General features: G+C 60.0%; 13 protein-coding genes. 9 read left to right on the top strand and 4 right to left on the bottom strand.

Going from position 1 to position 13,622, the window contains the following annotated elements; all coding sequences use genetic code 11:
- Positions 1-67: 67 nt before the first annotated feature.
- The 4 genes from glyQ to AC3IYG_RS00195 are packed head-to-tail and all read left to right on the top strand — an operon-like array spanning position 68 to position 4,444.
- Positions 68-1,060 (top strand): glycine--tRNA ligase subunit alpha, encoded by a 993-nt coding sequence (gene glyQ, locus AC3IYG_RS00210; protein WP_489311720.1) that lies wholly within the window; start codon positions 68-70, stop codon positions 1,058-1,060.
- On the top strand, positions 1,057-3,111 hold the full coding sequence (gene glyS / locus AC3IYG_RS00205; RefSeq protein WP_489311719.1) for a glycine--tRNA ligase subunit beta: 2,055 nt from the start codon (positions 1,057-1,059) through the stop codon (positions 3,109-3,111). Before glyQ ends, glyS begins: the two co-directional genes overlap by 4 nt.
- Positions 3,112-3,114: 3 nt before the next feature.
- A complete protein-coding gene (gmhB, locus tag AC3IYG_RS00200; RefSeq protein WP_489311718.1) occupies positions 3,115-3,651 on the top strand; it encodes a D-glycero-beta-D-manno-heptose 1,7-bisphosphate 7-phosphatase in 537 nt (178 codons plus the stop codon).
- Positions 3,652-3,682: 31 nt separating this feature from the next.
- A complete protein-coding gene (locus tag AC3IYG_RS00195) occupies positions 3,683-4,444 on the top strand; it encodes a lysophospholipid acyltransferase family protein (RefSeq protein ID WP_489311717.1) in 762 nt (253 codons plus the stop codon).
- 960 nt (positions 4,445-5,404) lie between these two features.
- Here the strand turns inward: AC3IYG_RS00195 and AC3IYG_RS00190 are convergent.
- The 4 genes from AC3IYG_RS00190 to AC3IYG_RS00175 all read right to left on the bottom strand — a co-directional run bounded on the left by AC3IYG_RS00190 (position 5,405) and on the right by AC3IYG_RS00175 (position 8,020).
- A complete protein-coding gene (locus AC3IYG_RS00190) occupies positions 5,405-5,680 on the bottom strand; it encodes a hypothetical protein (RefSeq protein WP_489311716.1) in 276 nt (91 codons plus the stop codon).
- Positions 5,681-6,065: 385 nt separating this feature from the next.
- Positions 6,066-6,929 (bottom strand): Nmad3 family putative nucleotide modification protein, encoded by an 864-nt coding sequence (locus AC3IYG_RS00185; RefSeq protein ID WP_489311715.1) that lies wholly within the window; start codon positions 6,927-6,929, stop codon positions 6,066-6,068.
- Positions 6,929-7,594, bottom strand: coding sequence for an Nmad2 family putative nucleotide modification protein (locus AC3IYG_RS00180; protein ID WP_489311714.1), 666 nt, complete (start codon positions 7,592-7,594; stop codon positions 6,929-6,931). The genes AC3IYG_RS00185 and AC3IYG_RS00180 overlap by 1 nt, the downstream gene beginning before the upstream one ends.
- A 12-nt stretch (positions 7,595-7,606) precedes the next feature.
- Positions 7,607-8,020, bottom strand: coding sequence for a hypothetical protein (locus AC3IYG_RS00175; protein WP_489311713.1), 414 nt, complete (start codon positions 8,018-8,020; stop codon positions 7,607-7,609).
- A 213-nt stretch (positions 8,021-8,233) separates the two neighbouring features.
- Between AC3IYG_RS00175 and tnpA the strand changes: the two genes are divergently transcribed.
- The 5 genes from tnpA (at position 8,234) to istB (ending at position 13,473) form a co-directional block, all read left to right on the top strand.
- Entirely contained in the window at positions 8,234-8,566 is a 333-nt protein-coding gene (gene tnpA, locus AC3IYG_RS00170; RefSeq protein WP_489310536.1) for an IS66-like element accessory protein TnpA, read from the top strand.
- The gene (tnpB, locus tag AC3IYG_RS00165) at positions 8,563-8,898 is read left to right on the top strand and encodes an IS66 family insertion sequence element accessory protein TnpB (protein ID WP_489310535.1); all 336 of its coding nucleotides are present in this window, start codon (positions 8,563-8,565) and stop codon (positions 8,896-8,898) included. Before tnpA ends, tnpB begins: the two co-directional genes overlap by 4 nt.
- Positions 8,899-8,979: 81 nt before the next feature.
- Positions 8,980-10,527 (top strand): IS66 family transposase, encoded by a 1,548-nt coding sequence (tnpC, locus tag AC3IYG_RS00160; RefSeq protein WP_489313884.1) that lies wholly within the window; start codon positions 8,980-8,982, stop codon positions 10,525-10,527.
- Between the two features lie 623 nt (positions 10,528-11,150).
- Complete coding sequence (gene istA, locus AC3IYG_RS00155) at positions 11,151-12,836, top strand: IS21 family transposase (RefSeq protein WP_041506137.1); 1,686 nt, start codon at positions 11,151-11,153, stop codon at positions 12,834-12,836.
- Positions 12,724-13,473, top strand: coding sequence for an IS21-like element IS1474 family helper ATPase IstB (gene istB, locus AC3IYG_RS00150; RefSeq protein WP_003460139.1), 750 nt, complete (start codon positions 12,724-12,726; stop codon positions 13,471-13,473). Before istA ends, istB begins: the two co-directional genes overlap by 113 nt.
- Positions 13,474-13,622 lie beyond the last annotated feature (149 nt).

Raw genomic sequence — 13,622 nt, 5'->3', positions numbered from 1 at the left:
TAGAGGCGAGTGGGAATCGGGTATACTCCCGCCCTTTCTGTCGCAGCCTCAGTACAGGTGAATTTTCGTGAGCCAGCCTACGCCTGCCGTGCGCACCTTCCAAGACTTGATCCTCGCCCTCCAGCAATACTGGGCCGAGCAGGGTTGTGTGGTGCTTCAGCCCTACGATATGGAAGTCGGCGCCGGCACCTTCCACACCGCCACGTTTCTGCGCGCCATCGGCCCGGAAACCTGGAACGCCGCCTACGTGCAACCCAGCCGTCGCCCCGGTGACGGCCGCTACGGCGAGAACCCCAACCGCCTGCAGCATTACTACCAGTTCCAGGTGGTGCTGAAACCGAACCCGGATAACTTCCAGGAGCTGTACCTCGGTTCGCTCAAGCACATCGGTCTCGACCCGTTGGTGCATGACATTCGCTTCGTCGAAGACAACTGGGAATCGCCAACCCTCGGGGCCTGGGGTCTGGGCTGGGAAATCTGGCTGAATGGCATGGAAGTCACCCAGTTCACCTACTTCCAGCAGGTCGGCGGCATCGAGTGCTACCCGGTGACTGGCGAGATCACCTACGGCCTGGAGCGCCTGGCCATGTACCTGCAAGGTGTCGACTCGGTCTATGACCTGGTCTGGACCGACGGCCCGTTCGGCAAGGTCACCTATGGCGACGTGTTTCATCAGAACGAAGTCGAGCAATCGACCTACAACTTCGAACACGCCAACGTCGAAAAACTGTTCGAGCTGTTCGACTTCTACGAAAGCGAAGCCAACCGCCTGATCGAACTGCAACTGCCGCTGCCGACCTATGAAATGGTCCTCAAGGCGTCCCATACGTTCAACCTGCTGGATGCGCGCCGGGCGATTTCGGTCACCGCACGTCAGCAGTACATCCTGCGCGTGCGTGCGTTGGCGCGCTCGGTAGCGCAGAGCTACCTGCAGGCGCGGGCCAAGCTCGGTTTCCCGATGGCCAGCCCCGAACTGCGGGATGAAGTACTGGCCAAGCTGAAAGAAGCAGGGCTTTTAAGCGATGAAGTATTGGGCAACAGCCAGGAGACAGCAGAATGAGTGCGCAAGATTTCCTGGTTGAACTGGGCACCGAAGAGCTGCCGCCCAAAGCCCTGAAAACCCTCGGCGACGCCTTCCTCGGCGGCATCGAAAAAGGCCTCAAGGCCGCCGGCCTGAGCTACAGCGCCAGCCGCGTGTACGCCGCGCCACGGCGCCTGGCGGTGTTGATCGAGGCGCTGGCCGTCCAGCAGCCCGATCGCAGCGTCAACCTCGACGGCCCGCCACTGCAGGCTGCCTTCGACGCCGAAGGCAAGCCGACCCAGGCCGCCCTGGGTTTCGCCAAGAAATGCGGGGTCGAACTGGCGGCCATCGACCAGAGCGGGCCGAAGCTGAAATTCAGCCAGAGCATTCCCGGCCAAGCCGCCGCTGGCTTGCTGCCAGGCATCGTCAGCGCTTCGTTGAACGAGCTGCCGATCCCTAAGCGCATGCGCTGGGGTGCCCGCAAGGAAGAGTTCGTCCGCCCGACCCAGTGGCTGGTGATGCTGTTCGGCGACGCGGTGATCGACTGCGAAATCCTCGCCCAGAAAGCCGGCCGTGAGTCCCGCGGCCACCGCTTCCACAACCCGGACAAAGTGCACATCAGCAAGCCTTCGACCTACCTCGAAGACCTGCGTGGCGCCCATGTGCTGGCCGACTTCGCCGAGCGCCGGGAACTGATCGGCGCCCGTGTCGCGGCCCTGGCGGCCGAGCAGAACGGCACGGCTATCGTACCCGCCGGCCTGCTGGATGAAGTCACCGCCCTGGTCGAGTGGCCGGTGCCGCTGGTGTGCTCCTTCGAGGAGCGCTTCCTCGCGGTACCGCAGGAAGCCCTGATCACCACCATGCAGGACAACCAGAAGTACTTCTGCCTGCTGGATGCCAACGGCAAGTTGCTGCCGCGCTTCATCACCGTGGCCAACGTCGAAAGCAAAGACCCGGCACAGATCATTTCCGGCAACGAGAAAGTCGTGCGTCCGCGCCTGACCGATGCCGAGTTCTTCTTCAAGCAGGACAAGAAGCAGAAGCTGGAAACCTTCAACCAGCGGCTGGCCAATGTGGTGTTCCAGGCCCAGCTCGGTTCGGTATTCGACAAGGCCCAGCGGGTTGCCGGGCTGGCGGCCTTTATCGCCGAACGCACCGGTGGCGACAGCCAGCGGGCGGCCCGTGCCGGTCTGCTGTCCAAGTGCGACCTGGCGACCGAAATGGTCGGCGAGTTCCCGGAGATGCAGGGTATCGCCGGTTACTACTACGCCCTGAACGACGGCGAAGCCGAAGACGTGGCCCTGGCGCTGAACGAGCAGTACATGCCGCGCGGTGCCGGTGCCGAACTGCCGACCACCCTGACCGGAGCGGCCGTCGCGGTCGCCGACAAGCTCGACACCTTGGTCGGTATCTTTGGCATCGGTATGTTGCCCACCGGCAGCAAGGACCCCTATGCGTTGCGTCGTGCAGCCTTGGGTGTGCTGCGGATTCTGATCGAAAAGCAGCTGGATCTGGACTTGGCCGAGGCCATCGCCTTCGCCATCCAGCAGTTCGCCGACAAGGTCAACGCCGAAGGCCTGGCCGCCCAGGTGCAGGACTTCATCTTCGACCGCCTGCGTGCCCGTTATGAAGACGAAGGCGTGGACGTCGCGGTGTATCAGGCCGTGCGTGCACTGTCGCCGACCGCGCCGCTGGACTTCGATCAGCGCGTACAGGCGGTTCAGGCCTTCCGCGCCCGTAGCGAAGCCGCCGCCTTGGCCGCGGCGAACAAGCGCGTCTCCAACCTCTTGGGTAAATTCGACGGTCAGGTACCGGCCAGCGTCAACGTCGAACTGCTGCAGGAGCCGGCCGAGCAGACCCTGGCCCAAGTGGTCGCCGCCGCCGCCCAGGCCGTCGCGCCGCTGGCGGCTGGCCGTCAGTACCGCGAAGCCCTGGAACACCTGGCCAGCCTGCGTGAGCCGGTCGACGCCTTCTTCGAGGCCGTGCTGGTCAATGCCGATGACGCCGCGGTACGCGCCAATCGGTATGCGTTGCTGGCGCAGTTGCGTGGCCTGTTCCTCGGCGTCGCCGACATCTCGGTGCTGGGCTAAGCCGTGAAGCTGCTGATACTCGATCGGGACGGAGTGATCAATTACGACTCCGACGCCTATATCAAGTCGTTGGATGAGTGGATTCCGATTCCCGGCTCGATCGAGGCCATCGCGCAATTGAGCCGCGCCGGCTGGACGGTGGCGGTCGCCACCAACCAGTCCGGCCTGGCGCGCGGCTATTACGATTTGTCCACGTTGGAGGCCATGCACACGCGCCTGCGTGAACTGGTAGCGGAGCAGGGCGGAGAGCTCGGCATGATCGAGTTCTGCCCCCATGGGCCGGATGAGGGCTGCGACTGTCGCAAGCCGAAACCGGGCATGCTCGAGCGCATCGCCGCGCATTACCGCGTTGCGCTTGCCGGCCTGTGGTTCGTCGGCGACAGTAAGGGTGACTTGGAGGCGGCGTTGGCCGTCGATTGTCAGCCTGTGTTGGTGAAAACCGGCAAAGGCGAAAAGACCCTCGGCACAGCCGTGCCGGCAGGAACGTTGGTATTTGACGATCTGGCGGCAGTTGCCGCACAGCTACTCCACTCTCATTAGGCGGGCACTGCCCGCGACGGATAAAGCTCCTATGTCGACAGTGCAGGCCATCAGAATCTTTCTCTTCTACCTGCTGCTGTCCATCAGCGCTTTGCTCTGGTGCAGCCTGAGTTTTTTTGTCGCGCCCTTTCAGTCATTCGAAGCGCGCTACCGTTTCATCAACGTCAACTGGTGCCGCTTCGCGGTGTGGTTGACTGCGGTGATGCTCGGCATTCGCTATGAAGTCAGCGGTGCGGAGAACGTGCCGAAACAGCCCTGCGTGATTCTCTCGAAACACCAGAGCACCTGGGAAACCTTCTTTCTCTCCTGCTACTTCGAGCCACTCAGCCAGGTGCTGAAGCGCGAACTGCTGTTCGTGCCGTTCTTCGGTTGGGCGATGGCCCTGCTCAAACCCATCGCCATCGATCGGGACAACCCCAAAGCCGCCCTCAAGGAACTGGCCAAGCAGGGCCATGAGCGCTTGCAGGCGGGCATCTGGGTGTTGATCTTCCCGGAAGGCACTCGCATCCCCACCGGGCAGATCGGCAAGTTCTCCCGTGGCGGTGCGGCGCTGGCGGTGAACGCTAACCTGCCGGTACTGCCGATCGCCCATAACGCCGGCGAGTTCTGGCCCAAGCAGGGCTGGGGCAAGCGCGCCGGCACCATCAAGGTCGTCATCGGCCCGCTGATGCATGCCGAAGGCACGGGCCCGCGCGCCATTGGCGAACTGAACGACCGCGCCTATGCCTGGGTCTCACAGGCCCAATGCGATATCGGCGCCTTGCCGGCCTGCGACGTTCAGGCGCCGGCCTAGAGAATGGCCCTTCCAAGCCGCTCAGCATGCTTGTAAAACTCTGATTTATAAATAAAAAAAGCCCCGACAGAAGCGGGGCTTTTTTATTCCCGGGCACTTGATGTGCCCATATCGAGCAACGTGTCGACGGGCGACAAAGCTGTCATCCGCCAATCAGATAAAAACCATATAAATCAATGACTTACAAAATAGAATGGGCGCAATTATTGGCATGATTGAGCCACATAAAATGGCATTTTCTGTCGAAATGACCGCAATTAGTGTCATTTTCCGCAAGCCCCTGAATCGAGCCGCGTGCAGCACTACATTTCGGTAAGACAGCCGACGTGCTGGAGACAGGCCTCAAGCAACTGCCTGAATTGACAACCTGCCAATCTTGAACAGCGTAGCGATGTTCCAAGAACAACGGAATCTCCACCCGTCGCAGGCTTCGAGAGTTTTCAGTGTTGTCGGAACGGTGAACGTCTGACTACTTAAGACGCTCGGCTTACATTGCGATACTCCTAGCGCCAGAACCCAGGTGCTCTGTACCCGCCCTGTACCCACGTAACATTGAAGTGGTCGCCAGAACCCTGTCCGGGGCTGGGCACCATTGAACATAGCGCCCGATACACGCACTGCACGGATCGGGAATGTATTAACTTTTTGTTAATAATTCTTCGAGTCACTCGCCTTGCCAGCCCCACCCACAGAACAGCCGCAGCAGTTAGCTCCTTAGGATTGCAGGGGAACGGCCACGTGCCGCAGCTTTTTGCAGGCAACAAAAAACCCGCCGAAGCGGGTTCTTTCCTGACCATTCAACATCCTGTCGATGCGTCCTAGCGATGGTCAATCATCCTTGATGCCGAGCACATCCGTTGCTCAGTGGATGGAGCTAGATTAGTGCCCGCAAGGCCATGCCGGAAGCGGCGAACAACGCCAGGCCGTGTAAGCCATTCGCTATAGCGGCTCTGAGCGGCCTCATACGTTCGAGTCAGCCATCTCTTCGCCTTCGTAGCCCCACCCCTGCTTTTTGGCCTTTTCCACCAGCTCGGTAATTAGCGCCATATTGGGTAACCGTGCTTGACCCCGTGCGGCCTGGAGAGAACCGTCTTTACGTTTCCAGATGAAGCGATAGCCTCGTTGTTGAGTCCCATCGCTGTAATTGTAGATGCACCATTGGAAGCAGAGCTTCCATCCGTTCGGGAAGACGTTTTCTACATTTTCTATAACAGTAACGCGTGCCTGGACAGCCATAAATCACCAAAAAAGCAGTTAAGATCTTAATTGCACAATCAAGATCTTAATTGCTTTTTTGGTTTAATCAAGCCAAATCTCGACTATCGCGCCAACGCGGATTCCCTTTGCACCGGTTCCCTTTAGGTATGCCCTATCTGATACGTGGGGCGTGGTACGGAGGCGTTGGAATCAGCAGGCGGCTACACAGCTTTTTAAGGCACACGTTTAAGCCCCGGACATCCAGGCTTGGAAGGGTTTCTCAGCTAGAGAGGTATGAATCGAAGGATGCAAAAAGCTTTTTAACTCGTGTGCAAGTTGGGCGGGCGCCTGCGACAGATTCTAGATAGCAATCTGTCGCAAAGTCGAGCATGGAAAGGCGCCAGCCAACTTACTAGACAAAGCCTCACTCGGAGGAAGAACGGGCTTCCAGCAGGGACAGAATCCATTGCGCAGGGGCGTCATGCCCCTGTGTGTCAAAGACAAACTCCTGTCCTCTGGCCACGCTGCTGAGCAGGCACTCATTGCCCACTACGTGCCATCGACGTACATCACCGTGATAACTCAGCAGTGAGCGTCCACCTACAGGGGCAAAAAAACCTGGAAGCCTCCAGTTAGTCTGCGCGCCGCTCTCTGAAGCTGTCAGCACCAGCCGCTCATCAAAATGCGTGAATACACCTGCACCTGGAGCATGGGTGTGAGCGCCTCCAACGACTAGCTGATCTGCCGACTCGTACAGGGCATTAGATGCATCTGGGGAGTATGCGAAATGCGGGTGATAGCGCGCCCAATGCATTTCATCACTAGGGAGTTCATCGACCTTGTGAATCCGCCCAATCTGCATCCAACCCCAGATGATATGGCGTGCCCGTTCCGCTCTGTTGAAGCGCCAGCCTTCTGCCGTCTGCTCAACAGGTCTGAACGATCCAAAGAACAGAAAAACATCACCGGCTTGAACGCCCTGCTTGCGAAGGTGCCCTTGGGCACTACCCATCTGTCCCAATAAAGGTTTCCAACCAGGCGACCGTGGTAGGGAATCAGCGCGCAGATCTGGATCCAAGTGGGCGAAGTGGCGACTCCGCTTGGCATCGCCTGTGAGATCTACAACCAGATCACCAACGTTCATATCCCCAAACGACAGGTCTTGATAGGCAATGGGCGAGCCTTTATCCGGAATAGGCAATGAAAGCATGCGCCCATCCGGAAAAATCGGGCTTGGACACCCCCCTGCCGTGGAATCAAAACCTTTGCGACTCAGGATGATGCGCATCAGCGGCCTCCGCATTTAGACATACTGGTGAGCTCATCTTCAGGCCACTGAGTCGGATGACCGTGCCTACCCGGTTGGTAACGCGACCGTATAAAAGAGATAAAACGCTCGGCTAACGCTTCGGAGGACTGTATGCCATGTGCCGACTGCCCACCGGGCAGGGCAGGTCGAACTGCTTCAGGGAGCGCTATAGCTTGAGCTCCGAAGTAATAGAACTCGTCAGCAATCAAAGCGTACTGCCCAGATAGATCACGGCGTAGATCAAAAGGACTGGGGGCATCGACACCAGTATCCCAGTGATTGGGATTGGGCACTTGCTCAAAATGCCCCGGCTCGAATGCATCTGGAACAAGGGGCCGGTAGATGTTATCTCCCGCTTTGGGAATAGGGCCGGATTTGCCGAGGTTAGGTATTTTGTCCTGGAACAAGGGTTCGATGTAGTAGTCGCGCAGGTGCAGTTTTTTACCCACCTGCATCAGATAAATGAGGCGCTCTTCACCGACATGATCCCCAGTCAGAGCCTTGGAAGTGAATCCAGCAATCCAGTCTCCCTGTTTCTTTAAGCGACGAATCTGGGGCTTGCAGGTGGCTAGCGTCAGCGTATGACCAAATGGATTCGGTGCGAATCCAGTGTCATGAGTCATTTTGTAGCTGAACAACCGCATTGGTAGCTCCTTTTACCAGCAGAACATCAAACTAAAAGGCTCGCCCGTACCGGCCTCAAGCCAATCCAAAGATACTCGGTGCAAGTCACCGAATGCTGTCTCGCAGAAGTGGCCATGACGGCTGTATGCGGACAGATCAGCCGATCCTCCATCCAGAAAGAAACCGTGGAGTGTCGTGAACACACCTGCGGCTGGCAGTTCTAGCCTGGCCAGCGGAATGCCCAACTGCATTGAGAGCCACCCCAATGCTTCGACAGGCGCATGATTTTTGAGAGCATCTGCGCCAAGGCTGGAATACAACGTCTTTGCTGCATCCACAGATATGAATGCCCCCCAAGCCTGCATGCCCTGCCCTGAGACAAAAGAAACCATAAGGTCGATGTGAGGTACCACATCACTGATCTCGGGCCATTGAATAAGTGTCATCTGTGCCACCTCCTATGTGCTTGGCACGTAGACAGGCTTTAGGCCGCTCTAAGAGCGCGGAAAACCGTGACACGAATCACATTCCCAAGGGCTAAATAGCTAACGCAACGTATGCGTCCGGCAAAGGCATCTAGCCCGCTCTGCTAGGCCAAGACATGGTGTGCACTTCAATTTAAGTGGACACCTCGTCTAGCCTTTTTAAGCAGATATTCCATGCAGCCAACGCGCCGTTCCTATCCCAAATCCTTCAAAGCCCAAGTCATACAAGAGTGCTCACAGCCCGGGGCCTCGATTGCCAATGTCGCGCTGAGCCACAGCCTCAACGCGAACCTCGTCCATAAGTGGATTCGGCTGCAATCGCAGAAAAATGTCGCCCTGCAACCGGCCTTCATCCCGCTGAAATTACAGGCACCTGCGACACGATCAGAAATCACCGCCGCCACTATTCGCATCGAAGTCCCAAGCCCTCGCGGAACAGTCGCGATCAACTGGCCGACCGAAAGCGCAGCCGCCTGCGCGACCTTTCTTCGAGACCTGTTGCGATGATCCGCATCGACTCGATCTGGCTCGCCACCGATCCCATGGACATGCGCGCCGGTACCGATACCGCGCTGGCGCGGGTCGTGGCGGTGTTCGGTGCGGCGCAGCCGCACTGTGCTTATCTGTTTGCCAATCGTCGTGCCACGCGCATCAAGGTGTTGGTGCACGACGGGTTGGGTATCTGGCTGGCGGCCCGCCGTCTGCATCAGGGCAAGTTTTTCTGGCCGGGCTCTCGACACGGCGCTCAAGTGGAACTGGGCGCTGAGCAGTTGCACGCCCTGGTGCTCGGTTTACCCTGGCAAAGAGTCGGGCCAGGCGGCGCGATTTCTATCGTGTGACGCCTGCCATGGCCTTCCTGGCCGTGCAATTGTCCGATGAGTCTCTCGCCGGTACTGGCCTGCTCTGGCAAAGTCGGCGACATGACTTCGCTTCCCAATCTCGACCAGCTCAACCCTGAACAACTGCGCGCTCTGGCGGCGCAGTTGATGCAGCGCGTCGAGAGTCTCGATCAAAAAGTCGAGTCAATGGACAAGCAAATCCACCATCACAAAACGGTTAACGAGAAACTGGCCCACGAGATCGCGCAGCTCAAGCGCTTCAAGTTTGCCAAGCGCAGCGAGCAGCTAAGCCCGGCCCAGACCAGCTTGCTCGATGACCTGATCGACACCGACATCGCGGCCATCGAAGCCGAGCTTGAGGCCCTGCAACCGGCTCTCGTTTCGACCGAGGTTCGGCAAAAACCTAAACGTACGGCCTTGCCGCCACAGTTTCCGCGCACCCTGATCCATCACGAACCGGACAACACCGAATGCTCATGCGGCTGCGCCCTTAAGCGTATCGGCGAAGATGTCAGCGAGAAGCTCGACTACACGCCGGGCGTGTTCACCGTCGAGCGCCACATCCGTGGCAAGTGGGTCTGTGATCAGTGCGAAACCCTGATTCAGGCACCGGTTCCGGCGCAGGTCATCGACAAGGGAGTCCCGACCGCCGGGCTGCTGGCCCACGTGATGATCGCGAAGTTCGCTGATCATTTACCGCTCTACCGCCAGGAATCGATTTTTGGTCGAGCCGGTTTGGCCATCGCGCGCTCGACTCTGGCCCAATGGGTCGGCGTATGCGGCGTGCAACTGCAACCGCTGGTCGATGCGCTGCGCGACGTGGTGCTTGGGCATCACGTCATCCATGCCGACGAAACACCGGTGCAGATGCTCACGCCGGGCGCGAAGAAAACCCACCGCGCTTACGTCTGGGCTTATGCCACCAGCCAGTTTGCCGACGTGAATGCCGTGGTTTACGACTTCAGCCCCAGCCGCGCCGGAGAACACGCCCGCAACTTCCTGCACGACTGGAAGGGCAAGCTGGTCTGTGACGATTTTGGCGGCTACAAGGCCAGCTTTGAACTCGGCGTCACCGAGATCGGCTGCATGGCTCATGCTCGGCGCAAGTTCTTCGACCTGCACGCCACCAACAAAAGCCAGCTCGCCGAACAGGCCTTGCGCTACATCCAGTTGTTGTACGAAATCGAACGTGAAGTCCGCGACCTGGAGCCGGATTTACGCCGTCGAATACGGCAAGAAAAAGCTGTACCGGTGATGGACGCTCTGCATATCTGGATGATCGCCCAGCGTCAGCTCGTGCACGATGGCTCAGCTATTGGCAAAGCCCTGGATTACAGCCTCAAACGCTGGACGGCGCTGTCGCGCTATCTCGATGATGGGGCGGTGCCCATTGATAATAACTGGGCGGAAAACCAGATCCGTCCATGGGCGCTAGGTCGCAAGAATTGGCTGTTTGCCGGCTCACTGCGTAGCGGCAAACGTGCGGCTGCGATCATGAGTCTGATCCAGTCGGCACGGCTCAACGGGCATGATCCGTATGCTTATTTGAAGGACGTGCTGACTCGCCTGCCGACGCAGCGGGCGAGTGCTGTCGACGAGCTGCTGCCGCATAGATGGCAACCGGTTTAGCTGCGCAAGACGGGATGCCCGGACGCATACAACGCAACAGCGCTCCAGAATTTATTAACAGTTTTGATAAATAAAACCCGAGCTTACCGCTCGGCTGAACCGTACCAGTAGGAAGAAAGCAGGCCAGATAGGATCCAGGAGGAATCCATCAAGTACTGAGGATCAACAGGCCCATTGAAGAGCCTGTTGATCCTATTCAATTACTTCGACTTCGCAGGCGGGTAGTTACCGCGACCACCTCCCAATTTGTTACCCGTGGTACTTGGCTGAATAGCCCAGTTTTTCTAGAGACCGTCCTGTCTCAGAAAAAACTTCGCTTTGGGGTTGAACAGCCCGATGCAACAAAAAACCCGCCGAAGCGGGTTTTGTACAAGCACGATGGGTCAGGTGAGATCTACTGCGGATTTCGGAGCACCGTGACCGGCCGTTTCGGTTGATCGTGACCGGTCATTTCGCTAACGCGTGACCGCTCATTTCGGTAGCAACGTGACCGATTTTCCGCCTGTTCCGAAACAGGTGGTCACGGCTTACCGAAATCGCCGGTCACGACTTAGCGAAAGCCTTCCCCTTCGTTGCGCATGACCTGATGCGCCGCCATCCTCGACCGATTTCGGGAGAGGAAGATGGCGGCGCCGCGAGTAGCCATGCGAAACATCAAAGAATGTCTGCGCCTCAAGTTTGAGGCCGGCTTGTCCCACGAGAAGATTGCCCGTGCCTTGCAGCTGTCCAAGGGCGTGGTTAGCAAGTACATCGCGGCGGCGCGGGTGGCCGGGCTGGACTGGCCGGCGCTGGTGGCCATGGACGAGGCCGCGCTGGCGGCCGCCTTGTTTGCACCGACGTCGACGAACAAGCCGCGCGGTGAGCGAGTGCTGCCCGATGTGCTGAGCATCCACCGCGAGTTGCGACGCAAGGGCGTGACCTTGCAGCTGCTGTGGGAGGAATATCTCGCCGCGCATGCGGGCCAGCCGACCTACCGCTACACCCAGTTCGTCGAGCACTACCGGCGCTACGCCCAGACGCTCAAACGTTCGATGCGTCAGCTGCACCGTGCGGGCGAGAAGCTATTCATCGACTATGCCGGGCCGACGCTGCCGGTGGTCGACCCGGCCACCGGCGAAGTGCGCCGGGCGCACATCTTCGTCGCCGCCCTGGGCGCCTCGAATTACACCTATGCCTGCGCGACGCCAGGCGAAACCCAGGTGGACTGGCTGACCTCGCTGGGCCAGGCTCTGACCTACTTTGGCGGCGTGCCGGAAATGGTTGTGCCGGACAATCCGCGCGCCCTGGTCGCCCAGCCGGATCGCTACGAGCCGGGCCTGAACCGGGCCACGCTGGAGTGCGCGCGTCATTACCAGACGGTGATCCTGCCGGCACGGCCACGCAAGCCTCAGGACAAGGCCAAGGCCGAGGTGGCGGTGCAGGTGGTCGAGCGCTGGATCATGGCGCGGCTGCGCCATCGGCAGTTCTTCAGCCTGCATGCGCTCAATCAGGCCATCGCCGAGCTGCTGGAGGATCTGAATCGGCGCCCGTTCAAGCGGCTCGATGGCTGCCGGCGCGACTGGTTCGAGCGCCTGGATCGCCCGGCCTTGCGAGCGCTGCCGGTGCATCCCTACGAGGTCGCCACCTTCAAGCGCTGCAAGGTCAGCATCGACTACCACATCGAGGTCAATGGCAGCTTCTACAGCGTGCCCTCCGCCCTGGCCCGGCAGAACGTGGACGTGCGACTGACGGCACACACCCTGGAAGTGCTGCATGGCAACCGGCGGGTGGCCAGCCACCTGCTGCTGGGGCGACGCGGCGCTTACAGTACCCAGCGCGAGCACATGCCCGCGGCGCACCAGGCGCATCGCGAATGGACGCCACAACGCCTGCTCGACTGGGGCGCGCGGATCGGCCCCTACACGCGCCAACTGATCGATCACCAACTGACCCACAAGCCGCACCCGGAGATGGGCTACCGCGCCTGCCTCGGCCTGCTCTCGCTGGCCCGGCGCTATGGCAATGCACGCCTGGAAGCCGCTGCCGAACGTGCCGTACACCTGCGCGCCTTCACCGGGCGCAGCGTGCGCAACCTGCTCCAGCAAGGCCTGGATCAACAGCCGCTGCCCCAGCGTGCCGCCGAAACGACCTTACCCGGCGACCACGAGAACGTCCGTGGCGCCGACTACTACCAACCCCCGCAACAGGAGCTGTTCGATGATGCCGCAACACACCCTGAATCAACTGCACCAGCTACGCCTGGACGGCATGGCCCGCGCCCTGGAAGAGCAATGGACGCTGCCGGCCAGCCACAGCCTGAGTTTCGATGAGCGCCTCGGCCTGCTGCTCGACCGTGAACTGGCCTGGCGTGACAACCAGCGCCTGGTACGGCTGCGCAAGAAGGCCAAGCTCAAGTACGCCAACGCCTGCCTGGAAGATCTCGACCGCCGCTCCGGTCGCGCCCTGGACGAGCGTCTGATCGCCACCCTGGCCAGTGGCGACTGGATCCGCCAGCAGCACAACCTGCTGCTGACCGGCCCGACCGGTGCCGGCAAAACCTGGCTGGCCTGCGCCCTGGGCAACCAGGCCTGCCGCCAGGGCTATAGCACCCTGTACCTGCGCACCCCGCGCCTGCTGGAACAACTGCGCATCGCTCATGGCGACGGCAGCTTCGGCCGTACCCTGCAACAGCTGGCAAAGGTCGACGTCCTGGTGCTGGACGACTGGGCGCTAGCCCCGCTGGAGGAAGGAGCCCGGCATGACCTGCTGGAGGTGATCGACGACCGCGCTGGCAGCCGCTCCACCATCCTGACGAGCCAACTGCCCATCGAGCACTGGCACGGCTGGATCAACGACCCGACCCTGGCCGATGCCATCCTCGACCGCCTGGTGCACAACGCCTACCGGCTGACGATGAAAGGCGAGTCGCTGCGCCGAAAAAAAGCCGAGGAACAAGCCGCATCGTGACCGATGCGATTACAATCCAGAACCCGCGCAACCGGGGTGGAAGCACCGGTCACGTATTAGCGAAACGCTCGGTCACGTTCACCGAAATCCGCAATCTACCACCGGAGCACTAGGGCCGTACGCCTTAACCGCCGCGATACCACCATCAC

Source organism: Pseudomonas sp. KH_027 (assembly GCF_057838565.1).
The sequence above is the reverse complement of the archived record's forward strand: the minus strand, read 5'-3'. Positions and strand labels throughout refer to the sequence as shown.